The organism is Nonomuraea sp. NPDC050022 (genome assembly GCF_044460705.1).
Lineage (GTDB): Bacteria > Actinomycetota > Actinomycetes > Streptosporangiales > Streptosporangiaceae > Nonomuraea.
Map to the genome: position 1 here is coordinate 240,043 of NZ_JBITKE010000011.1, position 24,207 is coordinate 264,249.

General features: G+C 69.6%; 28 protein-coding genes. 12 read left to right on the plus strand and 16 right to left on the minus strand.

Features of this window, described 5'->3' with window-relative positions:
• The first annotated feature begins 80 nt into the window (after positions 1 to 80).
• From map to ACIBO2_RS41715, 3 genes are all read left to right on the plus strand, one after another.
• Positions 81 to 860, plus strand: a complete 780-nt coding sequence (map, locus tag ACIBO2_RS41705; protein WP_358546344.1) for a type I methionyl aminopeptidase — start codon at positions 81 to 83, stop codon at positions 858 to 860.
• Between the two features lie 120 nt (positions 861 to 980).
• Positions 981 to 1,343, plus strand: a complete 363-nt coding sequence (locus tag ACIBO2_RS41710; protein WP_358546347.1) for a hypothetical protein — start codon at positions 981 to 983, stop codon at positions 1,341 to 1,343.
• Between the two features lie 19 nt (positions 1,344 to 1,362).
• On the plus strand, positions 1,363 to 2,061 hold the full coding sequence (locus tag ACIBO2_RS41715; protein ID WP_358546349.1) for an endonuclease V: 699 nt from the start codon (positions 1,363 to 1,365) through the stop codon (positions 2,059 to 2,061).
• Positions 2,062 to 2,083: 22 nt separating this feature from the next.
• Here ACIBO2_RS41715 and ACIBO2_RS41720 read toward each other — a convergent pair whose 3' ends face one another.
• From ACIBO2_RS41720 to ACIBO2_RS41730, 3 genes are all read right to left on the minus strand, one after another.
• Positions 2,084 to 2,455: a hypothetical protein gene (locus ACIBO2_RS41720; protein WP_358546352.1), complete on the minus strand. Its 372-nt coding sequence runs from the start codon at positions 2,453 to 2,455 to the stop codon at positions 2,084 to 2,086.
• A 209-nt stretch (positions 2,456 to 2,664) separates the two neighbouring features.
• Positions 2,665 to 2,835, minus strand: coding sequence for a hypothetical protein (locus tag ACIBO2_RS41725; RefSeq protein WP_358546355.1), 171 nt, complete (start codon positions 2,833 to 2,835; stop codon positions 2,665 to 2,667).
• A 236-nt stretch (positions 2,836 to 3,071) separates the two neighbouring features.
• Positions 3,072 to 3,869: an HAD-IIB family hydrolase gene (locus tag ACIBO2_RS41730; protein WP_358546357.1), complete on the minus strand. Its 798-nt coding sequence runs from the start codon at positions 3,867 to 3,869 to the stop codon at positions 3,072 to 3,074.
• 66 nt (positions 3,870 to 3,935) lie between these two features.
• Here ACIBO2_RS41730 and ACIBO2_RS41735 point away from each other — a divergent pair, with 66 nt between their 5' ends.
• The gene (locus ACIBO2_RS41735) at positions 3,936 to 4,949 is read left to right on the plus strand and encodes a substrate-binding domain-containing protein (RefSeq protein WP_358546360.1); all 1,014 of its coding nucleotides are present in this window, start codon (positions 3,936 to 3,938) and stop codon (positions 4,947 to 4,949) included.
• A gap of 13 nt (positions 4,950 to 4,962) precedes the next feature.
• Here the strand turns inward: ACIBO2_RS41735 and ACIBO2_RS41740 are convergent, their stop codons facing one another.
• Positions 4,963 to 5,439, minus strand: coding sequence for a DUF2283 domain-containing protein (locus tag ACIBO2_RS41740; protein ID WP_358546363.1), 477 nt, complete (start codon positions 5,437 to 5,439; stop codon positions 4,963 to 4,965).
• A 136-nt stretch (positions 5,440 to 5,575) separates the two neighbouring features.
• Between ACIBO2_RS41740 and pyrF the strand changes: the two genes are divergently transcribed.
• Together pyrF and ACIBO2_RS41750 are read left to right on the plus strand one after the other, a co-directional pair.
• Positions 5,576 to 6,382, plus strand: a complete 807-nt coding sequence (pyrF, locus tag ACIBO2_RS41745) for an orotidine-5'-phosphate decarboxylase (protein WP_358546367.1) — start codon at positions 5,576 to 5,578, stop codon at positions 6,380 to 6,382.
• A gap of 146 nt (positions 6,383 to 6,528) precedes the next feature.
• The gene (locus tag ACIBO2_RS41750; protein WP_397303947.1) at positions 6,529 to 7,428 is read left to right on the plus strand and encodes a hypothetical protein; all 900 of its coding nucleotides are present in this window, start codon (positions 6,529 to 6,531) and stop codon (positions 7,426 to 7,428) included.
• Here ACIBO2_RS41750 and leuA read toward each other — a convergent pair.
• Entirely contained in the window at positions 7,425 to 9,113 is a 1,689-nt protein-coding gene (leuA, locus tag ACIBO2_RS41755; protein WP_397304032.1) for a 2-isopropylmalate synthase, read from the minus strand. The genes ACIBO2_RS41750 and leuA overlap by 4 nt on opposite strands.
• 206 nt (positions 9,114 to 9,319) lie before the next feature.
• Here leuA and ACIBO2_RS41760 point away from each other — a divergent pair, with 206 nt between their 5' ends.
• Positions 9,320 to 10,015 carry an FCD domain-containing protein gene (locus ACIBO2_RS41760; RefSeq protein ID WP_358546373.1) on the plus strand — a complete coding sequence of 232 codons (696 nt, stop codon included), beginning with the start codon at positions 9,320 to 9,322 and terminating at the stop codon, positions 10,013 to 10,015.
• A gap of 169 nt (positions 10,016 to 10,184) precedes the next feature.
• Complete coding sequence (locus ACIBO2_RS41765) at positions 10,185 to 11,456, plus strand: esterase-like activity of phytase family protein (RefSeq protein ID WP_358546375.1); 1,272 nt, start codon at positions 10,185 to 10,187, stop codon at positions 11,454 to 11,456.
• 97 nt (positions 11,457 to 11,553) lie between these two features.
• Here the strand turns inward: ACIBO2_RS41765 and ACIBO2_RS41770 are convergent, their stop codons facing one another.
• The 4 genes from ACIBO2_RS41770 to ACIBO2_RS41785 all read right to left on the minus strand — a co-directional run bounded on the left by ACIBO2_RS41770 (position 11,554) and on the right by ACIBO2_RS41785 (position 14,960).
• The gene (locus ACIBO2_RS41770; protein ID WP_358546378.1) at positions 11,554 to 12,870 is read right to left on the minus strand and encodes a DPP IV N-terminal domain-containing protein; all 1,317 of its coding nucleotides are present in this window, start codon (positions 12,868 to 12,870) and stop codon (positions 11,554 to 11,556) included.
• Positions 12,870 to 13,532, minus strand: coding sequence for a hypothetical protein (locus ACIBO2_RS41775; RefSeq protein WP_397303948.1), 663 nt, complete (start codon positions 13,530 to 13,532; stop codon positions 12,870 to 12,872). Before ACIBO2_RS41775 ends, ACIBO2_RS41770 begins: the two co-directional genes overlap by 1 nt.
• A gap of 395 nt (positions 13,533 to 13,927) precedes the next feature.
• Positions 13,928 to 14,152 carry a DUF397 domain-containing protein gene (locus ACIBO2_RS41780; RefSeq protein WP_358546384.1) on the minus strand — a complete coding sequence of 75 codons (225 nt, stop codon included), beginning with the start codon at positions 14,150 to 14,152 and terminating at the stop codon, positions 13,928 to 13,930.
• Positions 14,139 to 14,960: a helix-turn-helix domain-containing protein gene (locus tag ACIBO2_RS41785; RefSeq protein WP_397303949.1), complete on the minus strand. Its 822-nt coding sequence runs from the start codon at positions 14,958 to 14,960 to the stop codon at positions 14,139 to 14,141. The genes ACIBO2_RS41780 and ACIBO2_RS41785 overlap by 14 nt, the downstream gene beginning before the upstream one ends.
• Before the next feature lie 238 nt (positions 14,961 to 15,198).
• On the opposite strand from ACIBO2_RS41785, the gene ACIBO2_RS41790 reads away from it, so the two are divergent.
• A complete protein-coding gene (locus ACIBO2_RS41790; protein WP_397303950.1) occupies positions 15,199 to 15,609 on the plus strand; it encodes a hypothetical protein in 411 nt (136 codons plus the stop codon).
• A 48-nt stretch (positions 15,610 to 15,657) separates the two neighbouring features.
• On the opposite strand, the gene ACIBO2_RS41795 is transcribed toward ACIBO2_RS41790, so the two are convergent.
• On the minus strand, positions 15,658 to 16,005 hold the full coding sequence (locus ACIBO2_RS41795) for a hypothetical protein (RefSeq protein WP_358546390.1): 348 nt from the start codon (positions 16,003 to 16,005) through the stop codon (positions 15,658 to 15,660).
• A gap of 226 nt (positions 16,006 to 16,231) precedes the next feature.
• Here ACIBO2_RS41795 and ACIBO2_RS41800 point away from each other — a divergent pair, with 226 nt between their 5' ends.
• Genes ACIBO2_RS41800 through ACIBO2_RS41810 form a run of 3 tightly spaced genes read left to right on the plus strand, consistent with a single transcriptional unit; the run spans position 16,232 to position 17,499 of the window.
• Entirely contained in the window at positions 16,232 to 16,591 is a 360-nt protein-coding gene (locus tag ACIBO2_RS41800; protein ID WP_358435108.1) for a hypothetical protein, read from the plus strand.
• Positions 16,592 to 16,617: 26 nt separating this feature from the next.
• Positions 16,618 to 17,022, plus strand: coding sequence for a helix-turn-helix transcriptional regulator (locus ACIBO2_RS41805; RefSeq protein WP_358435105.1), 405 nt, complete (start codon positions 16,618 to 16,620; stop codon positions 17,020 to 17,022).
• Positions 17,023 to 17,499, plus strand: coding sequence for a DUF6941 family protein (locus ACIBO2_RS41810; RefSeq protein WP_358550041.1), 477 nt, complete (start codon positions 17,023 to 17,025; stop codon positions 17,497 to 17,499).
• A 55-nt stretch (positions 17,500 to 17,554) separates the two neighbouring features.
• Here ACIBO2_RS41810 and rbsK read toward each other — a convergent pair whose 3' ends face one another.
• Genes rbsK through ACIBO2_RS41840 form a run of 6 tightly spaced genes read right to left on the minus strand, consistent with a single transcriptional unit; the run spans position 17,555 to position 24,201 of the window.
• Positions 17,555 to 18,439 carry a ribokinase gene (gene rbsK, locus ACIBO2_RS41815; protein WP_397303951.1) on the minus strand — a complete coding sequence of 295 codons (885 nt, stop codon included), beginning with the start codon at positions 18,437 to 18,439 and terminating at the stop codon, positions 17,555 to 17,557.
• Positions 18,436 to 19,770 (minus strand): ADP-ribosylglycohydrolase family protein, encoded by a 1,335-nt coding sequence (locus tag ACIBO2_RS41820; RefSeq protein ID WP_397303952.1) that lies wholly within the window; start codon positions 19,768 to 19,770, stop codon positions 18,436 to 18,438. The genes rbsK and ACIBO2_RS41820 overlap by 4 nt, the downstream gene beginning before the upstream one ends.
• Positions 19,767 to 20,906: an ADP-ribosylglycohydrolase family protein gene (locus tag ACIBO2_RS41825; protein WP_358550035.1), complete on the minus strand. Its 1,140-nt coding sequence runs from the start codon at positions 20,904 to 20,906 to the stop codon at positions 19,767 to 19,769. The genes ACIBO2_RS41820 and ACIBO2_RS41825 overlap by 4 nt, the downstream gene beginning before the upstream one ends.
• Positions 20,903 to 21,871, minus strand: coding sequence for an ADP-ribosylglycohydrolase family protein (locus ACIBO2_RS41830; RefSeq protein WP_358550033.1), 969 nt, complete (start codon positions 21,869 to 21,871; stop codon positions 20,903 to 20,905). Before ACIBO2_RS41830 ends, ACIBO2_RS41825 begins: the two co-directional genes overlap by 4 nt.
• Positions 21,872 to 21,877: 6 nt before the next feature.
• Positions 21,878 to 22,891 (minus strand): ADP-ribosylglycohydrolase family protein, encoded by a 1,014-nt coding sequence (locus tag ACIBO2_RS41835; RefSeq protein WP_397303953.1) that lies wholly within the window; start codon positions 22,889 to 22,891, stop codon positions 21,878 to 21,880.
• The gene (locus ACIBO2_RS41840; RefSeq protein ID WP_358550029.1) at positions 22,888 to 24,201 is read right to left on the minus strand and encodes a sugar ABC transporter substrate-binding protein; all 1,314 of its coding nucleotides are present in this window, start codon (positions 24,199 to 24,201) and stop codon (positions 22,888 to 22,890) included. Before ACIBO2_RS41840 ends, ACIBO2_RS41835 begins: the two co-directional genes overlap by 4 nt.
• Between the last annotated feature and the right edge of the window lie 6 nt (positions 24,202 to 24,207).

A 24,207-nucleotide genomic window follows, 5' to 3' on the forward strand; every position in this document is an offset into this window, starting at 1 on the left:
GATAGAGCTGGTATTACTATACCGGCAAGCTGTTAAGGTGCCGGTATAGTAATACCAGCATCCTGTGACGCGAGGTAATCATGATCGAACTGAAGACGCCTGCGGAGATCCAACGCATGCACGTGGCCGGGCGCTTCGTCGCCGAGGTGCTCTACGAGGTCGGCCGGCTCGCCGACGTGGGCGTCAACCTCCTGGACCTGGAGCACCACGTGCGCGGCATGATCAAACGGTCCGGGGCGGAGTCGTGCTACTGGGACTACGCGCCGTCCTTCGGACGCGGCCCGTTCCGCAACGTCATCTGCCTGTCGGTCAACGACGCCGTCCTGCACGGAATACCCCACGACTACACGCTGCGTGACGGCGACGTACTCAGCGCGGACCTCGCGGTCAGCGTCGACGGCTGGGTGGCCGACTCGGCGCGCACGGTCGTCGTCGGGACCGCCGCCGAGGAGGACCTGCGAATCATCCGCGCCACCGAGGAAGCGTTGGAGGCGGCGATCGAGGTGGCGCGTCCGGGCAATCGTCTGGGTGACATCTCGGCGGCCATCTGGGCGGTAGCCCACGACTACGGCTACCCGGTCAACACCGAGTTCGGTGGCCACGGCATCGGCCGCACCATGCACGAGGGGCCCCACGTTTCGAACAAGGGCCGGGCAGGGCGCGGCCTTACGCTCCGGCCGGGCCTGACCCTCGCGCTCGAACCCTGGTTCGCCCGCACGACCGACCAGATCGTCTACGACGCCGACGGCTGGACCATCCGGTCGGCGGACGGCTCGCGCACGGCCCACTCCGAGCACACGGTAGCCATCACCGAGGACGCCCCCTTGGTGCTCACCCGCCGCATAGCTGAGTGCGGGTAGACGTGCGGAGCTTGATGGTCGTGGCCGCGGCACTCGTTGTGGCCGGAGGTGCGTGCGGTGTCATGTCCCCGCCGAAGGACGGCTTGGTCGGCCGCTTGGATCTGATGAGATGATGCCGGAGTGGCGCGCTTTGAGCCGTTCGTGGAGGAACTGCTTGACTTCCTGCTGACGCGGCTGGATGAAGCGGGGTTCGCGCGACTCGTCGTCCATGAGCCCCGGCGAATGTGTGCCCCATACATCTTCTCGGGCGGCGGCCGTGTGGAGCAGCGGGGAATGTGGTTCACGGGGTGCCGCGCCTGCTCGCGGATCCCCCGAGAAGGGTTCGGCAGTGACATCAACGTCGAGGAATGGCCGTGCCTGCATGTTCGGTCCCTGACGCTGCGGTTCGCCGACGACCCGAACTACTGCCAGGGGTGGAGGCCACAGAACGCGCTATTCGCTTCGGGGAAGCTCATCCATCAGGACGACGTCCCAGGGAGCTGACGGGCATAGGTTGAACCATGTGCGGGTAAACCAGCTTCACCCTTGGCCGACTAGTACCGCGGAGGCGGAGGCGATCCAGGAGCGCCTCCGGCTTCACCTCGAGCTGACCGGCCCGACCTCGTTCACGTCGGTGGCGGGACTCGACGTGCACTACCACGGCGAGGACGAGGTAGCCGCCGCCGTGGTGGTGCTCTCCACAACCGCCGCCACGGACGACCACGCACAGGGCACGGCGGGCGATCTTGTGGTGGTCGAGCAAGTGGTGGTTCGTGGCAAGGCGCGGTTTCCGTACGTGCCGGGGCTCTTCGCCTTTCGCGAGTTGCCCGCGCTGGTGGAGGCGCTCGAACGGCTCACCGTCACCCCTGACCTGCTGATCTGCGACGGGTACGGCCTGGCGCACCCGCGCGGGTTCGGCCTGGCCTGCCACCTGGGCGTGCTCACCGGACTCCCCGCGATCGGCGTGGGCAAGACCCACTTCGTCGGCACCCACGACGCCCCGGACCCCGCTCGGGGCGCGTGGACGCCGATCGAGCTGGACGGCTCGACCGTGGGCCGGGTCCTGCGTACGCAGTCGGCCGTCAAGCCGGTGTACGTGTCCCAGGGCCACCGCGTCACCCTCGACACGGCCTGCGCCGAGGTCCTGCGGCTCTCGCCGTACCACCGCCTGCCGGAGCCCATCCGCAAGGCCGACCACCTGGCCAGACACGGTGACCTGTAACCGTCGATCACCCGTGAGCGACTCAGCGGCGCCAAGCCCAGACCAGGAGCCACACGCTCAACCCGAAGACCGCCATCCCGAGCGGCACGTGCACGCTCAGCACACCCGCCCCGCCCACCGCCGACTGCACGAACCCGAGAAGCAGAATCGCCAGCCCGACCAGCGCGGGCCATCCCGCCCCACGCCCCGGCCGCCACATCAGCACGGCCGCGACGAGCTGCGCCAGCCCCAGCGCATGTACGGCCCCCGCCCCCACGTCATGGGCCCCCGCCGACGCCCCGCTGAGCAACTGGCCGGCCGTCACGGCCTGGAACAGCACCGCCAGCGTGTTCAGCGCGACGATAATCTTGAACGCGGTCAGATATCCGGTCCCCTTGGCGGCCTGAGTTACCACTCGCTTCTCCTTTGACCTCGTGAGGTCTCCAGGATCTTGCCGCCACGACACCGCGGCATCCGACGCCCGTCGTCATCCTCTGTACGCCAGGAGGCGTACACGGCCAGGCCCGTACCTTCGCTGATCTCCCGTAGGCAGACACACCCAGCCCATGCGGATGCGACCGGGCCGCCCGGTCGTGGATCTTCTTCTGAAACTCAGCGGCGTCCTCATCCGCGGGACTCACGGGACCTGCGGGGACAACGGGACTCATGGGACTCGCGGGCGAACTGGACCCGTTCGACCAGCGTCTCGGGCACGGGGTCGAGCACCGAGAACATCTTCCTGATCTCGTCGAGAATGGACTCGTCCGTCGGGTCCAGGTCATCGGGAGGGATCATGACACGCTCCAGCCACGGTCCTCGGCCGGCAGGCGGCGCGGCTTGGCCAGGCAGCGGCCACACGTGGGGCCGATGCTGCCCTTCGGCGCCGCGCCCCTCCCCCCGTGGGGCGTACGGTTCGCTCTGGTAGTCGATGGTCGGCATCCGGTGGCCTCCGTCTCGACCGCGTATGAAGCGTATGGAGAAGAGGAGCCACTGCCCGCCGCAGTGATACAACCTGCGGAGTAACAACCGGGTCACAAGCCGTACAGGCGCTCCAGGACAGCGGCCACCCCGTGATCGTCATTGGACAAGGTGCGCCGCTCGACGGCCGCCATCACCATGTGGTGCGCGTTGGCCATCGCGTACCCCGCCCCGGCGAAGGCGAGGACCGCGAGGTCGTTGGGCATGTCGCCGAACGCCACCACCTCGGCCGCGTCCACCCCCCGCTCCTCGCACAACCGGGCCAGCGTGCCGGCCTTCGTCACCCCGGGAGCGCTGATCTCCAGCAGCCCGCTGCCGCCCGAGTGCGTCACCTCGGCCTGGCCCTCGACGGCCGCGACGGCGGCGGTGAACATCTCGTCCACCGCGTGCGTCGCCGACCAGGCCAGCAGCTTGACGACCGGCTCACCCTCCTCGCAGGCGTCCGTGACCTCGCGGGTGAAGGGCAGGTCCGGGAGGACGCGCCTGGTGTAGGCGGGCTCGACCAGGACGTGCCGGCCCGTCTCCACCGCGAAGGCGACACCGGGCAGGGCCTCGAGGAGCGTCTCCATCAGCTTCCTCGCGGCGGCGAGGTCGAGCGCGTACGTGCTGGTGATCTCGCGGGTGTCCAGGTCGTAGACGATGGCGCCGTTGCTGCAGACCGCTGTGCCGGTGACGTCCGCCATCGCGGCGATCGGGTCCACGCCGCGTGGCGGCCGGGCGGTGACGAAGACGATGTCGGCGCCGGCGTCGCGGGCGCGTCCCAGGGCGCGGCGGGTGCGCGAGGACACTGTGCCGGTGGAGTCGAGGAGGGTTCCGTCAAGGTCTGTTGCCACGATACGGGGTGCGATCACCTCACCATTAAATCCGGTGCGGCTGAGCAACCCTTTTGGGTATATGTCGGCGTTAGGGAGGAATTCATGGCGAGCAGTCCCAGGCGTACCACGCTGGCCACCGTCGCCGCTTCGGCCGGCGTGTCCGTGGCCACCGTGTCCAAGGTGCTCAACGGCCGCCGCGAAGTCGCGCCTGACACCCGTACGCTGGTGCAGTCCCTGCTGCTGGAGCACGGCTACGTCCCGCGCTCGTCGCCCCGGGACCGGGCCGATGGGTCGGCCACGGTCGAGATGTGGGTGGACGAGATGTGCGCCTACTCCACCGAGATCATCAAGGGCACGATCGACGCCGGCGCCGAGTCGGGTGTGGCGGTCGTCGTCAGCGGCACGAAGGGCATGGCCGGCGGCGGCATCTCCTGGGCTCGCGACCTGGTCGCCGCCGGGCGGCGGGCGATGATCACCCTTACCAACGGGCCGACCAAGGCCCAGCTGGCCGCGCTGTCGCGAGTACGTTTACCCGTGGTCGTCATCGACCCCCTGAACCTGCCGGACGCCCCCGTGACCAGCGTCGGCTGCACCAACTTCGCCGGCGGCCTGTCCGCCACACAGCATCTGCTGGCCCTCGGCCACCGCCGCATCGCCTACCTCGGCGGACCCGCGACCGCGGCCGTCAACCAGGCACGCATGCACGGCTTCCGCGCCGCCATGGAAGCCGCGGGCGTGCCCGTACCTCCCGAATATGTCCGTACTGCGGGCTTCTGCTATCCCCACGGGGTGCAAGAAGGAGCCGCCGTGCTCGACCTGCGCCCCGCGCCGACCGCCATCTTCGCCGCCGGCGACGAGAGCGCCCTCGGCGCCATCCAGGCCGCCAGGGCCCGTGGCCTGCGTGTCCCCGAAGACCTCAGCGTCGTCGGCTTCGACGACACCGAGATCGCCACCATGACCTCGCCGCAGCTGACCACCGTACGCCAGCCGCTGCGCGAGATGGGCGCCGTCGCCCTGCGCACCGCCCTGCGCCTGGCCGCGGGCGAGAAAATCGACTCCCGCCACGTCGAACTCGCCACCGAACTCGTCATACGCGGCTCCACCCTTGCCGCCTGACCACTCAGAACACTCAGAGGCGCATCTCGGACGGCATCGTCGTGGCCGCGTTGAGCAGTTCCACGCCGAGCAGCTCTCCCGACTCCGCGTAGTCGAGCACGACATCCTCCGACAGAGTCTGCCGTACCGCCTCTCCTGGCACTATTTCGTGCTTCATCGCGATATAGGCGACGTCGTGCTCCTTCTCCCACCGGACGTACACCGTGTGCTCGCGTCCTTCGGGGGGCTCCTCGTCCCAGCTCAGCAACCCTTCCTTGGCCTCGTGCGAGCCGGCGAGCGCGGCCCGCACCATGGTCATGGCGAGTTCGAGCGCCTGGAGCGAGTCGACGCCGGTGACCTTGCGATCGTGCTCCCACCCGGCGAGCCCGTCGATCCGGTAAGGGCACGACCACTCCCCCGTCGGCTCCTCGATCGGCAGCCCGATCGTGACGACGGCCTCGCGTAGCGGCTCGGTGCGCAGCGTCAGCGTGCGGTGGGCGATCTCGTACATGTCAGCTGATCTACCCCGGAGGCGAACTCTGGAAGACTGGAGGCGAGAAGAGGCAGCCCATATCGCCATGGTCGAAAACCTTTCCCGCATCAGACCGGCGCCGTTAGTCTGCGTACGTCGCGAGGGGAGTCCAGTGGTGAATGAGTCGTTCGGGACACGGTTGCGGTCCAGGCTCGACAAGTACGGCCCACTCTGCGTAGGCATCGACCCCAGCCCGGCGCTGCTCGACGCGTGGGGGCTCGACGACTCCCCGGCCGGGCTGGAGCGGTTCAGCCGTACGGTGGTCGACGCGATCGGCGACGTGGCGGCGGTGGTCAAGCCGCAGTCCGCGTTCTACGAGCGCTGGGGCAGCCGGGGCATCGCCGTGCTGGAGAGCGTCATCGCCGACCTGCGTGAGGCGGGCACGGTGGTGATCCTCGACGTCAAGCGGGGCGACATCGGCAGCACGATGGCCGCCTACGCCGAGGCGTACCTCGACCGGGGCAGCCCGCTCGCGGTCGACGCCGTGACGCTCAGCCCCTACCTCGGGTTCGGTTCGCTGGAGGGCGCGATCACGTCGGCCATCGCCAACGACGCCGGCGTCTTCGTCCTGGCGCGCACCTCCAACCCGGAGGCCGTGGCGCTGCAGACGGCGGTCGCGGGCGAGATCTTCGCGGGCGCCGCGGCGGCGAACGCGGGCCGCGCCCCCCTGGGTCCGGTCGGCGTCGTGATCGGCGCCACCCTCCCGTCGCTGGAGCATCCGCTGGAGCAGCTCAACGGCCCCATCCTGGCGCCGGGCCTGGGCGCGCAGGGCGCCGCTCCGGCCGACCTGGCCCGGCTGTTCGGTCCGGTACGGCAGGCGGTCGTGCCGTCGGTGTCACGCGCCGTGCTCGCCGATCCGGAGCGGATCCGCGAGCTGGTGCAGCGCTACCGCGACGACTGCGCCCGTCACCTGTCCTCCTGACGGGCTCGCTCCCGGACTAGGGACATCCCTAGGTTCCGTCCTGACGCGGCTCGTGCTCCGGCGTACTGATCATTGAGGTTCTGCCGCGGTGACCTCAGCCCCGCAGGTCCTGGGCTGATCAGAACGGCCGGAGTCGAGGAGCCTTCATGCCCGCTTTCCCATACGCCGACGATCTCGCCGAAGAGCTGGCCGCGATGGCCGGGGAGGTGCCCGCCACGGTCAGGGTGCTGGGGCTCGCCGCGCCCGAGCCGAGCGCGGTCCAGCGCCGCCTGGAGGAGCTGGTCCTGGCCGTCGCCGGTCCGCGCGACGGCATCTCCCTCGAGACGGTGACCCACCAGGATCGGACCACGGTGTGGCTGCCGGGCCGGTTGCGGGCCGTGGGGTTCCACGCGTCGGGCTCGATGACCGTCCATCTCGACCTGCCGCCGTCCGAGGACCTCTTCGAGAACGATCCCGGTGACGCGGAGCTGACCGGCATGCTGCGCGCCGCCGGGGATCGGATCGGGCTGCCGTCCCTCGTACCGGCTGAGGACGAGTTGGCGTTCGAGCGCCTCTGGCGGGTCAAGGCGCCGGCCGGAGAGCGCTGGGCCGAGCCCAGCCTGTGCCGGGCGCTCGGCTCGTTCCGGCATTACGTACGTGATCTTCCAGTGTACGGCCGGGCGTCGTCCACCGTGGAGCTGGGCGCGAGCGGCGGGGTGACGTCGCTGAGCGTGTCGACCCGCCGCTTCGCCGGTGACGGGGGCGGCGCGACGGTCGCGGAGCCCGGGGTGCGGACGCCGATCCAGGCGGCGCAGGAGGTCGCCGCCCGGGTGGCCGAGTCCTTCGCCGGCATGGAGGACACCCGGCTGACGCCGCAGTGGTTCCGTTTCGGCTACCTGAGCCTCGGTCGCAGGCGGCCGCAGACATTGCTCACGCCGTTCTACATCGCGAGCATCAGGGTCCAGAGCGAGACGGAGGTCTCCGCGCACGTGACCGCGGTGCCGGGCTGTGACGGACGGTTCTCCCCGACGCTGAACCTGGTCCCCAAGCCGCGCCGCGTGGCTTAGGCGACTGAAACCGCTCGGTTGACGGCGGCGAGGAGGGCGCGGACGGAGGCGGTCAGCACCGAAGTGTCGCGGCCCGCTCCCCACCGGACCGTCTCGCCCACCCGCGCCTCCACGTACGCGACGGCCTGGCTGTCCTGGCCCGGCCCGGTGGCGTGCTGCGCGTAGTGCAGGATGTCGACCCCGCCCAGCGCGCCGGCCAGCGCCGACAGCGGGCCGTTGCCGGTCCCCCGCAGCTCGCCACCGCCGTCACGCCGGGTGCCGGTGAACGCGTGGACCCCCGGCCCGGTCTCCGCGGTGCTCCAGTAGGCGAGCGCGTACGGCCCGTCGTCCGCCGGGTCCAGGTAGGCGGCCTGGAAGAGCCGCCACAGCTCCTCGGCCGTCATCTCCGCCCCGCTGCCGTCGGTGGCCCGCTGGACGACCGCCGAGAAGTCGATCTGCAGCCGTCGCGGCAGGTCGAGCCCCTGGTGGGTGCTGAGCAGGTAGGCGATGCCACCCTTGCCCGACTGACTGTTGACGCGGATCACGGCCTGGTAGTCGCGGCCCACGTCGGCGGGGTCGATCGGCAGGTACGGCACCTCCCAGGGTGCCTGCTCCACGGGCACCCCCAGCTCGGCGGCCCGTTTGGCGTGGTGGGCCAGGCCCTTGCCGATGGCGTCCTGGTGGGTGCCGGAGAAGGCGGTGTAGACCAGGTCGCCGGCGTACGGGTGGCGGTCGGGTACGGGCAGCCGGTTGCAGTGCTCGACCGTACGGCGGATCGCGTCGATGTCGGAGAGGTCCAGCATCGGGTCCACGCCCTGCGAGTGCAGGTTGAGCGCGAGCGTGACCAGGTCGACGTTGCCGGTGCGCTCGCCGTTGCCGAACAGGCACCCCTCGACCCGCTGCGCTCCGGCCAGCAGCGCCAGCTCCGCGCAGGCGACGCCGGTGCCGCGGTCGTTGTGCGGGTGCACCGAGAGGATCACCGAGTCGCGGCGGGCCAGGTGGCGGTGCATGTACTCGATCTGGTCGGCGTAGACGTTCGGGGTGGCGGTCTCGACCGTGGCGGGCAGGTTGTGGATGACCGGGCGGTCCGGGCTCGCCTCCCACAGGGCCGTCAGGTCGTCGCACACCTCCAGCACGTAGTCGGGCTCGGTGAGGTTGAACACCTCGGGCGAGAACTCGTACCTGATCGGCGGCCCTGGACGGGCGTCGGCCAGGCGAGCGACGTGCCCGGCCGCGTCCTTGATGAGGGCGCGCAACTCCTGCCTGTCGTGACCGAGCACCACGTCACGCCAGACGGGAGCGGTCGCCGTGTAGAGGTGGACGACGACGCGCGGCAGTCCCTCGACGGAGGCGAAGGTCCGCTCGATCAGGTCACGCCGGGCGGCCGTGAACACGACGATCGTCACGTCCTCCGGCACCGCCCCCGGCCCCTTTTCCGACGCCGCCAGGTCGCGGACGAAGTCGAAGTCCGTCTGGCTGGCCGACGGGTAGCCGACCTCGATCTCCTTGAAGCCCATGGCCACCAGCAGCTCGAACATCCGCCGCTTGCGCGCCGGATCCATCGGCTCGGCCAGCGCCTGGTTGCCGTCGCGCAGGTCCACGGGCACCCAGAGCGGCGCCTGTTCGATGCGCCGCGCGGGCCAGCCGCGCTCGGTCAGCGGCACCTCGACGCGCCGGTGGGCGGGCTGGTAGCGGTGGTACGGCATGGCGCTGGGGCGTTGCGGGTTCCAGTCGTGCACGGGGTTTCCTTCCGGTCGTTCTCAGGAGTTCGACCGGCACTGCGGAGCCACCGCGGCGGGGTGCCGGTCGATTCAGGCCCCGCCGCGGCGGCCGAGAAGGAGACCCCGTGACGTCATGCCAGGTACACTAACCACAACACAGGTCCTCAGACAACCTGAGAGGTTCATTCGCGATGCCGCTCGGCACCCTCCGTCCCAGCCCGCTGGTCGAACAGGCCACCGAGCACCTGCGCGAGCAGATCACCGGCGGCCACTGGCCGGTCGGCACCCGGCTCCCCGGCGAGAACGCCCTGGCCAAGACCCTCGGCGTGGGCCGTTCCACCGTCCGCGAGGCGCTGCGCGCGCTGGCGGGCGCCGGGCTGGTGCAGGCCCGCCAGGGCAGCGGCGTGTTCGTCATCGCCACCGAACCGGCCGCCGACTGGCCCACCCGCCTGCGCCGGGCCGCGATCACGGACGTCTACGAGGTGCGGATGATGGTCGAGACCCAGGCCGCCCGCCTGGCCGCGACCCGCCGTACCGACGAGGACCTCGCCTCACTGGAGGCGGCCCTGCAGGCGCGGCGAGCGGCGGCCGGGGGCGATGACGCGGGGTTCGTGGACGCGGACATCGCGCTGCACGCGGCGGTCGTGGCGGCGGCGCGCAACCCGGTGCTCGACGACCTGTTCGCCGAGTTCGCCCCGGCGCTGCGGGGTCGGCTGGTGGACGTGGTGGAGCTGCTCGGCCTGCGGGAGACCGAGCCCAATCCCGGCGACGACGCGCATGCCGCGCTGGTGGACGCCATCCGGGAGGGGGACGGGCAGGCGGCGAGCGACATCCTCCAGGCGGAGCTGGAACAGACGCTGGCCATGCTTCATCGCAACGCCGTCTGACAATCGGCTCGGTCCATCGGGAGCGTCAACCAACAGGACAAACGGTGCTGCCGTTGTGCGGCGGGCCGTCGCGACTTGGGGTAGGCCTGTTCATCGGCGCTTCAACAATTGGACGTTTGACGTCATTAGCGTCAGGACACTCGTATTCGCCGGTGTGAAAGGCCGTGCCATGTTCCGTTCCGTGCTCGTGGGTCTGGCGCTCGTCGTGGGCCCGGCGGTCACCGCCGCCCCCTCCTTGGCCGAGGCCGCGCCGCGGCCCGTGGTGGTCAAGGACGTGAGCATCCCGCCCGTACCCCTCAAAGACCTGCAGCGGTCCATCGCCGATGATCGCGGGGTCAAGCTGGGCGGGGTCGGCAGCGGACTGTTCCCCGCCGAGCGGCGCGGGGACTACTGGATGGTCACCGACCGCGGCCCCAACGGGCAGGTGGGCGCGGACAAGCGGCGCACGTTCCCCATCCCGGAGTTCGCCCCCGCGATCGTGCGGGTGGCCACCCGGTTCGGCGTCGAGATCAAGAAGTACGTCCCCCTGGTCGGCACCTCCGGCAAGCCGATCACCGGGCTCAGCGACCAGGCGGGCCACGACGAGGTGCCCTACACCTGGGACGGCCAGACGGCGCTGCCGTACAACCCGAGCGGGGTGGACACCGAGGACCTGGTGCGGACCCCGCGCGGCGACTTCTGGCTGGTCGACGAGTACGGCCCGTCGCTGCTGCACGTCTCCGAGCGAGGGCGGGTGCTGGCCCGGTACGTCCCCAAGGGGCTCAACCTCACCGGCGCCGACTACCCCGTCAAGGAGACGCTGCCGGCCGTCCTCGCCTCCCGCCAGCAGAACCGCGGGTTCGAAGGGCTGGCGATCGACGGCGACACCTTGTACCTCGCGGTGCAGAGCCCGCTGGCCAATCCGGACAAGAAGACCGGCAAATCCTCCCGCGTCGGCCGGATCCTCACGTTCAGCATCCGCGCGGCGCGGGTGATCGGAGAGTACGCCTACCGCTTCGAGGACGTCATGACCTTCGACCCCAAGGTGAACGGCGACCAGAGCGAAATGAAGGTCTCCGGCCTGGCGTACGTGGGCGGCCGCCGGCTGCTGGTGGACGAGCGGACCGACAACGTCGCCCGGATCTACCAGATCGACCTGGCCAAGGCCACGAACCTGCTGGGCGGGCGGTACGACGACCCGGCCACTGCTCCGTCACTGGAGGCGCTGACCGACCTGGGCGATGTCAAGGTTCCGGCCAAGTCGCTCGTCGCCGACCTGTCCGAGGTCGCCCCCACCCTGCCTGGCAAGGTCGAGGGCATCGCCCTGCTCGACCCTCGGACGCTCGTGGTCGCCAATGACAACGACTTCGGGCTCGGCGAGTTCGGGGCGGACGGGCGGCTGGTGGACAGCGGCGTGGCCAGCCGGATCCTCACCATCCGCCTGCCTCGCCCGGTTCGCTAGCTAGCCCAGCGGTGACCAACCAAAGCGAAGAGGGACAGGGTCAGGCGCGCGTCCACCGTTGGGGGGTGCCGCCCGAACACGGACGGGCGGCTTGCGATCAGCGCGTACATCCGGGGAACCGTACCTCGCGCAGGTCCTCCGGGATAAGAGCGGGCACGGGCTCGGCTTGTCCGGTCTCCATGTCGATCCGGTAGTAGGCGCTGGGCCCGTAGCCAAAGGCACTGATCACGAAAACGTCCGCGCTGATCCAGCACACCAGCCTCTCGAGGCGCGCGGTCGCGGGCAGGCGCATGGTCCGGGTCCCTGTGCGCCGACCGTGCCGTGTGAAGCCGCTCTTCTCATAGTCGACGTCGACCCACGTCTTCCCGTCGGGGGACAGCTCCATGCTGTCCGCACCCCGTGTCCTGAACAGAGTGCCGCCACTGAGATCGACCGCGCTGACACCCTCCAGGTCCTCCACCAGCAGGGCCTGCCCGCCCACCAGCCAGCCTCTCAGAATCGACTCCGGCCCGATCCCTGGGACACGCCGCCGTCTGCCGTCCCAGACATACACCTCGTCCTCGAAAGTGAAGGCGAGGCGGCGGCCGTCCGGGGAAAAGTACAGTTGCTGGCCCGAATCGTCGGCCTTCGGCACCGTGCTGACCTTGCCGGACGGAAGGTCGTACACGACGACTTCGCCCTTGCTCCGGCTGTGGTAGGCCAGTCTGTGGCCGTCCGGGCTGATCCCGAGGTCGTCCGGAGTCGCGTCCTCGATGAGCAGCCGCCGGCCTGACTCCGTGATTACGGTCCAGTAGCTCCCGTCGGTGAGCACGGTTCCCGACGCGTCGACGCGGTAGGCGTACCGGATCGTGGCCTGCGTGGGACCGCGCAAGGGAATGAGCTCCGCGAAGGCGAGGGGACGGCTGTCTGTGTGCTGTCCGGATGAAGCGCCGAGGGGCGAACAATAGGCCGCTAACACAACAAAGGCCACAAGACAGGAAATTAACGAGCCGTACTTGACGACCTTCCGCCTGGGCCCCGGCTCGGGCTCGGCAACCGGGGGAAGTCCCTCGGCCCTGGCCCGTAACCTGCCGGCGAGGGCGGATCCGTCGGTGCCCAGCGCGAGCAGCCCTTTCTCGCCCGCCCGCCGCACGGCTTTTCTGCTCCGCCCGCACAAGTAGGCGGTTTCCTGCTCGGTCCAGCCGTCATGATGCAGGGCCACCAGGACGGCGCGCTGCAAATCAGAGAGCCCCTTCCCCCAGCCGGGGTCCGACCAGAAGCGGAAGCGGCTGAGATAGGACCGATAGAGCCAAAAGAAGGCGTCCTTAGTTCCTTTTCCGTCGCGCAGTGCTTTCTCCGCCATGCGCCGCGCGTACAGCGTGCGTCCGCCCAGCAGCGACGCCGTACGGCGGACCGGCTCGTACCAGTCCGACATCAACGGACCTTTCCGAAGATGATGGAGTCGGCGTATGGGATGCCGATGGGGATGAGCTCGCCCGTCCTCGCGTCGATGGCCACGTAGTCGTCCCCATCCTCGATATCGGCGTCCCGGGCGACCAGCGTCTCGGCGTCCGCCCACCGCATCTCGCTGAGCCCAGAGGGCAGGACCCGTACCCGCCGCCCAGTGGCGGTCTCATACACCGAAGTCGGCTTCTTGAAATCGATGTACCACCGCAGATCCGGGGACATGTCATGGGGAAGCTCCGCCTCGGACCGGAAGGGAGTCGCCGTCCCGTCGAAACGGATGGCGTCGATCGAGACGCCGACGCCGTCGCAGCCCGCGCTGCCCATCAGCCTGTCGGCGGTCAGTCCATAAGCCCAGCACACCTGCTCGACCGTCCTCATATGGCCCGTCTCGAAGTCGGTGACGAACGTCCGGCGGTTCTCCCGGGTGGACACGGCGAAGTGGCGGCCGTCGGCGGACCCGATCACCGAAGTGATCCCGACGATTTCCTCCGCGGTGAGGCGTGGCGTGATCGGGCGGGTGAGGCCGGAAGGGAGATCCCTGGTGAGGAAGCGGAGCTCCGCTACGTCGAGGTAGGCGACGCGATGTCCGTCCGGGGTTATGTCGATGGGGATGAAGCCGTCGTCGAACATCGACGGAGGGCGAGCGTAGCTGGCAGCCGTCGGGAGCTGGATATCCATGCCGAATGGCACGTGCAGCGTCCAGCCCACACACCCAAACCCCGTCCAGGCCGCTGCGCTGGCCCTGGCCCCGAAGGTATCCATGGAGCACGAAGTGGGCTCGCCGTACGTAACGGCCTGAATGTCGCGCCCGAACACCGCCAGGCAGGCGGCCAGAGTCGCGAAGACTACGGCGACGCCTGTCCACTTACGGATGCGCCGCCGACGCGAGAGTTTCGCCCACGGATGTCCCACGGGGAACAGTAATACACAGACTCGATCACAAACGAATCAACGCATGTGATCGACCTTTCCCCCTTATGCTTCCCGGTCGCCCTGGATGACCACGTGGGCATCCTTCGGCAGGATTAGAGGTCGAACTCGCCGAGCTTCGCACCGCCCACGAAGGCGCGGAAAACGCCTCCTCGCAAGATCAGCGGCTCGACGTCGGGCTGCTCAGAGTCTCTGATCGCGTATCGGTCGCCGCTCAGTTTGGCTGCGTAGAGGCAGTCACCCCCATTTGAGCCGGAGAGTGTTGATTTCTTCCACGCAGCGGCCTCTAGTTCGGCGCGCAGCTCATCACTGATCTTCATACCTTGCCGCCACCTCACGTACTAGTCGCTCGGTCACATGTATGGGATGCGCCCATTTGTGAATCGCGTCGTATCTGAGATTAACCGCTCGCACCGTCTCCTCGCGATCGGATACGGAGCCCTGTGCGGCGTTGTCGAGATAGATATGGTCCGGCATACCGTCGCCTTGAGCCAGGGAGAAGCCGCCCAGCAGGCCCGGCGTAGCACCCACGCCGAGAGGGACGATCTGTATCGAGACGAAGGTGGTGGCCATCATCTTCAGCAGGTGCTCAATCTGCTCCCGCATGACCTCGGCGCCCCCGATGGGGCGGATCAGAGCGCACTCGTCGAGCAGCGCCCAGTACATCGGCGGTTTGTCGCGGTCGAACACCGTTTGACGCTGGAGCCGGGTCGCGACGGCCTCCTCGATCCAGTCCTGGGCGACTCCTGGCTCGGCGGAGAGGATCGCTCGCGCGTACGCGGCCGTCTGCAGCAGGCCCGGAACGACAAGAGGTTGCCAGGTCCGGATGGTGTGGGCGTTTTCTTCTACCTTTGGCCACTCTCTGAACCACTTCGGCCCCGACCTCCTGGAGATGGGCAGCAGCCGAAGCAATTCCCCATTCAGGTCCAGGGCCGTCTCAGCCGCGAGGGTGAATTGCCGGGTCGGGTGGCGCTTGCCGCGCTCGATCAGGCCGATCAAGCTCTCGCTGCACGGGATCAGCGCCCCCATTGCCATCTGAGAGAGGCCGACCGTCATTCGGGCTTCTTTAAGGACCGCACCGTAGGAGTTCTGCTCGTCTGGAGATAGGGCCTGTTCATCCACGGACATGCCACGCTCCTCGAAATGCTCCGGACCGCTCTTCCCGACGTCGCACACACAAAGACTCACCGCGACTGTCTGGATACGAACAGTTGCTTGCTGAATACAAAGCTAGCCGGGAAGCGGCACTCTGGCGATGTTTCTCGGAGGACAGACAGGCCGTCCGGACATGTCCGCTGCATTCTGTCTGGTTAATAAACCGGATAATCCAGCCGCATTCCGGACAGAACATGGACGGTGACAGGGAATGACTCGCGAAGCGCTGAGGAAAACGACCGAACCCTCAGAACCTCATCCACGCCATTCGCCGATCAGCGAAAGTGCCGCGGCCGAGCATGACCAGGCCCTGGCCAAGCTGCGCGAACTGCTGACCAGGCGCGGGATACACAGCCACGTCGTCGAGTGGCTCAAGCTCACGCTCCGCTCCGCGCCCTTTCCCGCCGGCGCGCTCAGCAGCCTGGATCGATATCCCCCGGAACTCGTGGTCTTCGCCCCCCAGGGGTGGCGGGTCGCCACGGTCCGCATAGCCGCCGACCGGTCAGCGGCGTACATCGTGGAAGTGGCGCGAATAGGAGAAGATCACGGCTGGCTGCCGGACATTCGCTACATCGTCCCATCGGGAAAACCGGCAAAAGCCGCCGCTTTGATTGCCGGCTGATCCCCGCCGTCGGTCCTGGCCTCTTTGACGGCGGGGGTGCGAACAACGTCAGCCGGTGGGACCCGCTTCGGGCCGCACCTCCTTTTCACCGCCGTCGCCCGCCTCTTCGCCAGTGTCCGCGCGCCTTTCGGCATCAGCCGTGGCCTCCGCCTCAGCCCCGGAAGCGGCATCGCTCTCGGGTTCGGCACCAGCTTCGTCTTCACTCTCGGGCTCGGTACCGGTCTCAGTGCCGGGGGCGATTATCTCGGGCGTGGGGATCGCAGGGTTGGTGTCAGTGTCGGGCCAATCGGCGGGTACGGGGCGAGGCGCCTTCGGGGTGCCGGCCCCCGACCGCTCCGCCACCACGTCGCTCTCGCCACCGTCCCGGTTCACCGCATCAGGCAGGTCATCATTCATCACACCCACCTGCCCGCCGCGCTCCTGTCCAATAGTCCACAGGGACATTGTTGTGGGCGGCTTTGAAGCCGGTTAGAGCCGGTGGCCGCACACACAACCTCTCGCCCCTCTTTTCCCGCATCACGCAGGATCTTTGCCTCTGCCATACGCGCGCTTGCGCCGATCTTTGCCTGTACATTCGGATGCCGGCGATGGCGCTGTGACTGGCAGTAGAGAGGTGCCCGTATTGGAACGGTCCAAAGCCAGGTGGCAGTTCTACACCACCCCTGCTGGGGCTGAAGTCGTCAGCAAAGAGATCCACGATGTTCTCCAGGGCAAACCTCCCCTCCTCGAACTGGGCCACCTGATGTGGCGGATTGAGCATGACAGCGTCCTAGATCGAGACGTGCGCCATCTGGGCAGAGGGCTCAGCGAGGCCCGACTGAGCTACGGGGGTGATGAGTATCGCCTCTACTACGCCGTGCTCACTGACGGGAAGCACCTTCTACTTGGTCTCAAATTTCACAAGAAGGGCGGCAGCGGGGCGCAGGAACGAGCGATCGAACGAGCGAGGGAACGGCTGGCCGAGTGGCAGCACCGGATATAAGGTAGAGCCGATAAAGGGAGGTAGGCGTGGACCGCGACATCGCCGCACTGCTCGGTATCGACCCGGATGATCCCGAGGTTCAGCGTGAGAACGCAGCCATCGAGCGAGACGTGCGTCTCATCGAGACCCTGGTTGGGGTCCGCAAGCAACTGGGGCTGACACAGGCTGACGTGGCCGACAAGATGGATCGCAGCCAGCCCGCCGTATCGGACTTCGAGCGTCTAGGCGGAGATCCCCGCTTGTCCACAATCCGGCGCTACGCGCTCGCGATAGGTGCTGAGGTCTTCCATGTCGTGAAGACACCAGGCGCTTCCGCCTGTGGCACCACATCGACATCAGCGCACGTGGTGATCGAGGGCCTCACCGGCACTGTGTCCCCACCCCCTACGCGTGCCGCAGGGGCCCTCGAATGGAAGAGAGCTGTCCAGTAAATGCAGGGCTTTCTAGTCCTAGGCGACGCAGCCAGCACTGATGAGGCCACCGGAAAGATCAACCTGCTCGGAGCAGGCTGGTCGGTGACAGGGCCGATGGTCTCCATGTCCGCTGTCGCAGGTTTTTTGCGCGTCCCGCGGGAGGATCTGGGGGCGAAGATCAGCTTCGCCTTGCATCTCCTGGACGAAGAGGGGCAACCTGTCCGCCCGTTCGCGGACAGCGACGGAACGCTCTCCTTCACCGGCGAGATCACACCGGACGCTGAACGATTGGAGCCTGTGGCGACGCGAGTCCCCTTCAATCTCAGCTTCGCCATCCCGATTCCACCCCTGCCTCTAGCAGCGGGTCGTGTCTATGAGTGGGTCATGGAAGCGGATGAGACCAGGGTCGCTTCCGTGCAGTTCGCGGTCAGAGCCGAGCCGCCGGTGAATGGTGCACAGGCAGAGACGCGGCAGTCGGGTTCCCGAGTCGAGTGACGCACGGCCCTGTTGGCGTTCCTGCCACAGGGCCTCCACCCCCACGTGCCCAGCATCAGGCGAGCGAGTCGTCGATCTCCGCGCGGCTGGGCATCGACGTGCTCGCGCCCTCCCGCTGCACCGACAGCGCCGCCGCCGCCGAGGCGAAGCGGAGGGCGGGGGCGGCGGGAAGGCCCTCGGCGCGGGCGACCGCGAGCGCGCCGACGAAGGTGTCGCCCGCCGCCGTGCTGTCCACCGCCTTCACCTTTACGGCGGGTACGCGCAACCGCTCGCCCGACCGTGAGCCGTACAGCGCCCCCTCGGAACCCAGCGTGATGACGGCCTCAGGGACCCGCGCGAGCAGCGCCTCCAACGCCGCCTCGGCGGAGTCGGTCCCGGTGATGTCGGCGGCCTCATGTTCGTTCGGGACGATCAGCGTGACCGCGTCGAGCAGCGCGTCCGGCAGCGGCTGGGCGGGCGCGGGGGTGAGGATCACCGGTACGTCCGACACCTGCCCGGCCTGCGCGGCGGCGACCACCGCGGCCATGGGCAGCTCCAGCTGGAGCAGCAGCGCCCGTGAACCGGCGATCACCGCGACGTCGTCCTCGGTGGGCCCGGTGACGGTGCCGTTGGCGCCGGGCACCACGATGATCGAGTTGCCGCCTTCGTCGTCGACCACGATGTGCGCGATGCCGCTCGGACCGGGCACCTGCCGCAGCTGGGCGACCTCCACTCCGGCCGCGGCCAGGGTGGTGCGCATCTCGGCGCCGAAGCCGTCGTCGCCCACCGCGCCCAGGAACGCCACCACGGCGCCCGCGCGGGCCGCCGCGATGGCCTGGTTGGCGCCCTTGCCGCCGGGGATGGTACGGAATCCGCGCCCGGTGACCGTCTCGCCCCGCTTGGGGGCTTGGGACACGTAGGCGACGAGGTCCATGTTCGCGCTGCCGAAGACCGAGATCATGCCCTCATCATCTCCTGTGTACGGCGCGCCAAATCGCCCAGCCCCACCCCATCGAAGCCGGTCAGGCTGCTGGCGAGGGTGTCGCGCATCCTCCACCGCTCCGGAACCCCGCCGTTCAGCGCGCCCGCGACGGACCCCGCCGTGGCGCCCGCCGAGTCGGTGTCCCAGCCGCCGGCGACCGCTCCGGCGATGGTGGCGGTGAAGTCGCCCCGGCCGTGGATCAGCGTGGCGGCGACCAGGGCGGCGTTGTTGATCGTGTGCACCCAGTGCAGGGCGGCGTGCCGCTCGTGCAGCCGGTCGACGACCCGCTCGAAGTCACTCTCCGCCGAGGCGTCCTCGGCCGCCTGCCGTACCGCCTGGTGGAGCCGTGATCGCGGCGGGACGACGGACAGCCCGGCCTCGACCACCTCGGCGGCGGAGGAGGCGACCAGGGAGCTCGCGCACATGGCGGCGGCGAACATGGCGCCGTAGATCCCGTTCGCGGTGTGGGTGAGGCGGGCGTCGCGCCAGGCGTACTCGGCCGCGGTGGCCGGATCGCCGGGATTGACCCATCCGTACACGTCGGTCCTGATCAGCGCGCCGATCCACTCGCGGAACGGGTTGCGGTACGTCGCCGTCTCCGGCACCTCCACCCCGGCCAGCAGGTTGCGGTAGGCGACGCGTTCGGCCGTGAACGTACGGCCGGCGGGCAGCTCGTCGAGCCACAGCTTGGCCACGTCGTCGGTGGTGAAGCCGCGGCCGTGCCGTTCCAGGACGGACAGGGCGAGCAGCGGGTAGTTCAGGTCATCGTCCTCGGGGACGCCGTCGATGTTCTCGGCCAGCGAGTTGACGGCGCTGCGCCGGTTCCACGGCCAGCGTTCGGCGATGTCGCCGGGCAGGCCCTTGGCGGTGAACCAGCCGGTGATGGGCCAGTTGCCAGTGGCCTCGGCGATCTCCCTGATGCCCGCGCGGGGGATCTTCTCGACCGGCTTGCCCAGCACGCAACCGGCCGCCCTGCCCTGCCAGGCCCCCAGCACGCGGCCCGGATCGACCTCCCGGAGAACGGCGGGCGCGGGCCAGTTCGGGCAGGCGGCGATGATGGCGGGCAGGTCGGACGGCTCATCGAGGTCGAGTGGTGACGGGATGGCGGCCAGCTCGTCCAGCAGGTCCTCGGCGAGCGGCCGCAGCCTGAGCGCGCCGGGCTCGGAGGCTCCGGCGCGCGGCGGGGCGTCATGGCCGCCCGCCACGTGCCACCGCGCGGCGATGTCGCGCACGTCCCTGCCGTCCTCGGCCGCCTGGCGCAGCTCATGACCCACCAGGTCCTCAGGCTGCACCCAGGTCAGGCGGATCATTGGCTGTCGAGGGCGGCGAAGGCGGATTCGACGGCGCGGCGGCGGGCCGCGTCGTCGGCGTGCACCCGGCGGGCGATCTCGGCGATCGCCCGGCCGGGCGCCTCCAGGTCGGTACGGCTCGCCTCGGCCACCTGTGAGACCCATTCGCCCGGGATCGAGCCGAGCCCGCCCAGCGCGCCGGCGATGGCGCCGCCCATAGAGGCGATCGAGTCGGCGTCGCGGCCGTAGTTGACGCCGCCGAGCACGGTGTCGCGGTAGTCGCCCTTGGCCACCACGAGGAAGCCCAGCGCCAGCGGCAGCTCCTCGATGCTGTGCACCCGGCTCGGCCGCCGCGCCCCGAGGCCCTGGTCGCGGTAGGTGTCGGCGACCGTGTCGAACGGCCGCATGGCCGCCCGCAGCGTCTCGAACGACCCGTCCCAGTGGCCGAGCCCAGAGGCCGCCTCACAGACCGCCTCGATGGCGGCTCTGGTGCCATCTTTGGCCAGCCGCAGGCAGGTGGCCACCACCGAGTCGAAGCTCGCGCCGGGCCGCATGGCCTCGGCGACGGCCGCCGCCATGACGCCGGCCGCCTCCCGGCCGTAGCTCGACTGGTGGGCGCCGGTCAGGTCGATGGCCTCTGCGTAGGCGGCGTCGGGGTCGGCGGCGTTGACGATGCCGACCGGCGCCACGTACATGGCCGCGCCGCAGTTGACGATGTTGCCGACACCGGCCTCGCGCGGGTCCACGTGGCCGTAGTGCAGCCGGGCGACGATCCACTTCTCGGCCAGGAAGATCCGCTGGAGCGGCAGCGCCTCGGCCTCCAGCTCGGGGATCCACCGGCGCTCGCCCATGAGCTCGGGTACGAAGTGCTCGGCCATCGAGTACGCCCCGAGGTGACCCGCGACCTTCTCGTAGACGCGGATGAGCGCGTGCGTCATGAGGGTGTCGTCGGTGATGTGGCCGTCGCCCTTGTGATACGGGGCGATGGGCCGGGCGTTGCGCCAGTCCTCGTTGTACGGGGGCACGATGCCCTCCACGTGCCCGCCGTACCTGGTGGTGATCTGTTCGGGAGTCCAGCCCTCGGTGGCGCCGCCCAGCGCGTCACCGACCGCCGCCCCCGCCACGCAGCCGGTCGCCCTGTCCTCAAGCGGCGTCATGCGAGTTCCTCCAAGAGTTCGATGAGATCTGTTCCTGTCAGTTCCGGCAGACAGCAGCCTGCCAGTGTGCGGGCCGACGCGGTCCACCCCTCCGGGATCGCGTCGAGCCCGCCGCACGCTCCGGTGAGCGCCCCGGTGAGCGCGGGCGCCGAGTCGGCCAGCGTGGCCAGGCACGCGGCGGCGGGTACGGCCGAGCTCAGGGCGCCGCCCGCCACCTCGGCCAGCGCCAGCGCCACGGGCACCGTCTGCGCGGCGCCCACCCCGTAGCTGTAGACGTGGTCGAGCAGCGCGGCGTCCAGCGCGGGCACGGCGGCGAACGCGTCGCCCGCCTTCCGCGCCACGTCCAGCGCCAGCCGGGCGTTGTGCCCGATAGCGCTGTCAGGCGGCAGTACGGTCAGCGCCGCCTCGGCCGCCGCGGTGGCCGAGCCCGTCGCGACCGCCTCCGCCACCGCGGCCGCCATGGCCAGGGCCCCGAGCAGCCCGTCGCCGGCGTTGGTCACCTGGGCGTCCTCGGCCGGGTCACGGCCGAGCGCGCCGAAGGCGACGGCCCTGATGGCGGCGGCGTCGTCGAAATGGTGTGGGTTGTCGTGGCCGCTGGCCGGGGGCTCGACGCCCTTGGCCAGATTGCCGAGCGCGGTGGCCACCGAGATGCGCGCCCGGATGTCCTCGCGGCCCACCAGTTCGCCGAACGCCTCGGCGCGCGGCCGGTCGATGGTACGCACCGTCCAGGCGAGCCATTCGGCGTCGTCGGACGGGCCGACGGCCAGCGGCGCCACGGGCTGGTTCAGCGCGAACGGCACCGGCAGCGTGGTCACCCGGTGCTCCTCCGCGAACGTGTCGAGCTCGCGCAGCAGCCGCCTGCTCCATGGCGCGTGCAGCGCCGACCTGTGCCTGGTGGCGGGCCAGCCCACGGCGTCTCCCACGGCGAGCCCGACGAAGGCTCCCGCGATCCTGTCCCCCGACATGAGTTCCTACAGTCCTTCCGCCAGTTCGTCGGCGACGTCCAGCACGTGCCTGCCGGCCACGACGGGCAGGCATTTGCCCGTCACGGGGCCTATCCTGCTCGCCCAGCGTTCCGGTACGCCGTCCCGCCCCTGCCCGGCACCCGCGATGGCGCCGGCGATGGCGCCGATGGTGTCGGCGTCACGGCCGAGACTCACCCCGAAGGTGACGGTCGCCTCGACGTCGCCACCGCCCGCGAGGTAGGCGGCGAGAGCGAGCGCCACGGCCTCGGGCGCCACGTCGGTCCACGGGTAGTGCTGGACCACCACGGCTTGGTGAAGCGCTTCGACGACCCGCAGTTCGACATCACCCGAAGCGTCCGAGTCCCGCGCGACCGAGTCCTGCGCGAAGACGGCGTCCCTCGTGACGATCACGTCACGGGCCCGGACGATGTCGCGGGCCGTCCACGAGTCCGCGGGGATCACCGACAGCGCGGCGGCCACCACCTCGTGCGGCGCCGCCCCGGTCATCGCCGTGGCCACCGCCCCGGCGACCGCCCGGCCGCCCAGCACGCCTTCACCCGACTGGCTGACCCGCCCGTCCTCCTCGACGAGCCGGGCGGCCTCCGCCGGGTCGCCGGGGCAGAACACGCCGTACGGCGCCGCCCGCATGGCCAGCCCGTCAGACCAGCCGTGCTGATGGACGAGCCCGGTCAGCGGCGGTTCCAGCCCGCGCCTGAGCGCCTCGACGGTGCCGAGCTCGGAGAACCCGGCGCCGCGCATCGGCCCGGTCACCAGGGGGATGATCTCCGTACGGTAGGCGTGGGCCACGTCGGCCGAGGTCAGCGCGTGCCCGTGGCGTACCAGCAGCGAGGAGGCGAAGATGGCGTACTCGGTGTCGTCCGTGCCCCCGCCCTCGATCTCGGTGAGCCGGCCCCACCGCCGGCGGATCTCCGCCGGCGTGAGGTTCTCCGCGGGCGCCCCGAGGGCGTCGCCGGCCGCCAGGCCGAGCAGACACCCCCGGGCCCTATCGCGATAAGTCACCGCTGGTACCGCTCCAACACCTTGTTGCCGTCCGCCACCAGCTTCGCCGCCGCGTCGTCGATCGAGATCTTGTTGGCGAAGTACTGCTGCAGGACCGGCGTGGCGACCTTGCTCTTCCACTCGTCAAACCCGTTGACCTTGAGGAACGGCGCCACGACGAGGTTCTTGGCGGAGGCGGTGGCCACGTCCCAGCCGTTCTCCTTGGTGGTCATCGCCGGGTCGGCGGCGGCCTTGGCGGAGGTGGGCAGCAGCCAGTCGCCCTTGGCGAGCTTGGCCTGGTTGGTGCCGTTGAGGAAGAAGGAGATGAACTTCAGCGACTCCTCCGCGTGCTTGCTGTCGGCGGCGACGGACAGGGTCTGCGAGACCGCGCCCTGGTCACTGCTGGTGCCCTTCAGCGGCGGGAGGGTGACCCAGTCGAAGCCCTTGGGGGCCTGCTCGACGACCTGCTGGCGCAGGTAGACGCCGACCGGCAGCATCGCGTACTTGCCGGCGAAGAAGCCGGGCAGCGGGTCGGCGGTGCCCATGCCGAGCGCCGAGGTGTCGGCGGACTTGTCCTTGTAGAGCTGGTCGTGGATGCGCTGGAGGACCTGCTTCTCCTCCGGGCCCACCTTGACGGTCGTCTTGCCGTCGGTGGTCTGGAAGAAGGTGCCGCCGAAGTTGAGCGCCAGGTTCAGTGTCTTGTTGACCGGCGACTTCATGGGCCAGGCCACGCCGAAGGAGCCGCTCTTGGTGAGCTTCTTGCTGATCTCGGCGAACTCGTCCCACGTCCACGGGTTGTCGGAGGTGGGGATGCGTACGCCGGCGCCGTCGAGCAGCTTCTTGTTGGCGATGATGACCTGCGACTCCTGCAGGAACGGTACGCCGTACACGCCCTGGTTGCCCTTGCCGTCGTCGAAGGTGACGGTGTCCCAGGCGGGCTGCGGGATGTCGCTCTTGAGGTCGGCGGGCACCTTGTCCTTGATGTCGAGCAGGTAGCCCTTGGAGGCGAAGCCCGACAGGGCCGGGGAGTCGTCGTGGATGACGTCCGGCGGATCGCCGCCCTCGAAGGAGGTGACGAGCTGGTCGTTGACGTTGTCCCAGCTGCCCTGGACGTAGGTGACCTGGATGGTGGGGTTGGCCTTGTTCCACTCCTCGACGAGTTGCTTGTTGGCCGCGACCGACTCCTTCTGCCAGGCGAGGCTGAGGAAGTTGAGCTTGACCGGCTCCCCGGGCTTGGCGGACTCGCCGGAGCCGGCGTCGCCACCGCCCCCGCCGCACCCGGCGGCCAGCGCGACGATCGCCGCCGCCGCCAACGCGGATTTGATACGCATAAGAGC

Excerpts from the sequence above, each read along its gene's own strand:
- map (WP_358546344.1), top strand. The coding sequence starts at position 81 with ATGATCGAACTGAAGACGCCTGCGGAGATCCAACGCATGCACGTGGCC.
- ACIBO2_RS41725 (WP_358546355.1), bottom strand. The coding sequence starts at position 2,835 with ATGATCCCTCCCGATGACCTGGACCCGACGGACGAGTCCATTCTCGAC.
- ACIBO2_RS41735 (WP_358546360.1), top strand. The coding sequence starts at position 3,936 with ATGGCGAGCAGTCCCAGGCGTACCACGCTGGCCACCGTCGCCGCTTCG.
- ACIBO2_RS41740 (WP_358546363.1), bottom strand. The coding sequence starts at position 5,439 with ATGTACGAGATCGCCCACCGCACGCTGACGCTGCGCACCGAGCCGCTA.
- ACIBO2_RS41750 (WP_397303947.1), top strand. The coding sequence starts at position 6,529 with ATGCCCGCTTTCCCATACGCCGACGATCTCGCCGAAGAGCTGGCCGCG.
- leuA (WP_397304032.1), bottom strand. The coding sequence starts at position 9,113 with ATGCCGTACCACCGCTACCAGCCCGCCCACCGGCGCGTCGAGGTGCCG.
- ACIBO2_RS41760 (WP_358546373.1), top strand. The coding sequence starts at position 9,320 with ATGCCGCTCGGCACCCTCCGTCCCAGCCCGCTGGTCGAACAGGCCACC.
- ACIBO2_RS41765 (WP_358546375.1), top strand. The coding sequence starts at position 10,185 with ATGTTCCGTTCCGTGCTCGTGGGTCTGGCGCTCGTCGTGGGCCCGGCG.
- ACIBO2_RS41770 (WP_358546378.1), bottom strand. The coding sequence starts at position 12,870 with ATGTCGGACTGGTACGAGCCGGTCCGCCGTACGGCGTCGCTGCTGGGC.
- ACIBO2_RS41775 (WP_397303948.1), bottom strand. The coding sequence starts at position 13,532 with ATGTTCGACGACGGCTTCATCCCCATCGACATAACCCCGGACGGACAT.
- ACIBO2_RS41780 (WP_358546384.1), bottom strand. The coding sequence starts at position 14,152 with ATGAAGATCAGTGATGAGCTGCGCGCCGAACTAGAGGCCGCTGCGTGG.
- ACIBO2_RS41785 (WP_397303949.1), bottom strand. The coding sequence starts at position 14,960 with ATGTCCGTGGATGAACAGGCCCTATCTCCAGACGAGCAGAACTCCTAC.
- ACIBO2_RS41790 (WP_397303950.1), top strand. The coding sequence starts at position 15,199 with ATGACTCGCGAAGCGCTGAGGAAAACGACCGAACCCTCAGAACCTCAT.
- ACIBO2_RS41795 (WP_358546390.1), bottom strand. The coding sequence starts at position 16,005 with ATGAATGATGACCTGCCTGATGCGGTGAACCGGGACGGTGGCGAGAGC.
- ACIBO2_RS41810 (WP_358550041.1), top strand. The coding sequence starts at position 17,023 with ATGCAGGGCTTTCTAGTCCTAGGCGACGCAGCCAGCACTGATGAGGCC.
- rbsK (WP_397303951.1), bottom strand. The coding sequence starts at position 18,439 with ATGATCTCGGTCTTCGGCAGCGCGAACATGGACCTCGTCGCCTACGTG.
- ACIBO2_RS41820 (WP_397303952.1), bottom strand. The coding sequence starts at position 19,770 with ATGATCCGCCTGACCTGGGTGCAGCCTGAGGACCTGGTGGGTCATGAG.
- ACIBO2_RS41825 (WP_358550035.1), bottom strand. The coding sequence starts at position 20,906 with ATGACGCCGCTTGAGGACAGGGCGACCGGCTGCGTGGCGGGGGCGGCG.
- ACIBO2_RS41830 (WP_358550033.1), bottom strand. The coding sequence starts at position 21,871 with ATGTCGGGGGACAGGATCGCGGGAGCCTTCGTCGGGCTCGCCGTGGGA.
- ACIBO2_RS41840 (WP_358550029.1), bottom strand. The coding sequence starts at position 24,201 with ATGCGTATCAAATCCGCGTTGGCGGCGGCGGCGATCGTCGCGCTGGCC.